Source organism: Zestomonas ipomoeae (assembly GCF_057128665.1).
Genome location: NZ_JBSKHQ010000044.1, coordinates 1 through 1,281, shown reverse-complemented (window position 1 = coordinate 1,281; position 1,281 = coordinate 1). Strand labels below are relative to the sequence as shown.

Below are 1,281 nucleotides of genomic sequence, written 5' to 3'. Positions count from 1 at the left end.
TCATCGAAGCTCTCCCAGTTGAACAGGCACCTCGGATTTATAGAAGAAAGGTGGTGCGGGGAGAGTCCATTACAGCCCTCAACTTTCGCTCACTCCGTTCGCTGGACGTCCAAAAGCTGCGCTTTTGGCCGCCCGTTAGCTTAATCGTTATGTGCAAATAGGTCGCCAAGGACAGTGCAATGGAAGACGTACTCGAGCATGGATTGAAACTAGTATTTCGCACTGCTGCCATGCTCGTTAGGGCAGTAATTTGGCTGATCTGGGATATGGGCTTTGAGATTATCGCCTGGTATGTAGGCTGGCCCATCACGCGCTTTCTAACCTTCGGAAAATATCCGGAAGAAAGAATCAATGACCATGAGAGCGCTAGCTACCTTACTGTATTATTAGTTGGCATAGTCGGCATCACAACATTAGTTGCACTCGCAACCGCATTAACAAAGCTTTCCGAAGCAGTGGCAATATAAATGCGGCGAACGCACATAACTATTCGCTCAACCTCGCTCACTTCGTTCGCTGGACAGTCAAAAGCTACGCTTTTGCCTGCCGGTTAGCTCAAACGTTAGGCATACAACAAAAGGAAGTATCGTGGAAAATTTGAGTTCGTGGAAAATTATAAAAATTGGTTTTTTATTAGGTGTTGGTTTTGTAATTCCATCTCTTGTATCAGAGTCTCTAGTAATGGGCATTTCGTTTGGGGTGGCATCCTCAGCCTTCGAGGAAATGGCAGTCGAGGATGCTAATAACGATGTAGAGGATGAAACGTACCCAGAGCTGGTGGATTTATCAGAAAAGATTGTTTTAGGAACTCACACATCGCGCATGCAAGGTAAGCAGCTCTTGATTTCTGGTCAGCTCACAAATAGCGCCTCTGAAATTGTTAAGTCCATTGAAATTGAGGCTGAGTTATTTGATAAGAACGGTGTTTTTGTCTATGAGTGTTCAGAATATATTAATTCACAATTGTCGCCAGGTGAAAACGAAAACTACCAAATCAAGTGCGGCTGCAGTAAAAATGGGCTCCCCGACTACGCAACGCTAAAGTTAAGTGTCAAGAAAGCCATGTCGTACTAATGCCTAACAAATGTATATGGACTCTCCCCACAAGCATAGATCGGTTCAATGAGTAACAGTAGCGTTGTAACACTTAGGGAAACTCTGAAAAAGACTTCCCGAATCTGGTGAAATACGCCGATCCCGTTGCCCGAGTTTTCCGATGAAGCAGATGACCTTCGCCGACGCCGAGTACGCAGGCAAGCGCAAGCAGACCCGCAAAGAGTT

The 1,281-nt window shown here is 45.6% G+C and carries 2 protein-coding genes; both read left to right on the top strand.

Features of this window, described 5'->3' with window-relative positions; genetic code table 11:
• Positions 1-179 precede the first annotated feature (179 nt).
• Positions 180-467 (top strand): hypothetical protein, encoded by a 288-nt coding sequence (locus ACWKV7_RS23625; protein WP_483860151.1) that lies wholly within the window; start codon positions 180-182, stop codon positions 465-467.
• Positions 468-588: 121 nt separating this feature from the next.
• The gene (locus ACWKV7_RS23620; protein WP_483860150.1) at positions 589-1,074 is read left to right on the top strand and encodes an FxLYD domain-containing protein; all 486 of its coding nucleotides are present in this window, start codon (positions 589-591) and stop codon (positions 1,072-1,074) included.
• The last annotated feature ends 207 nt before the right edge of the window (positions 1,075-1,281 follow it).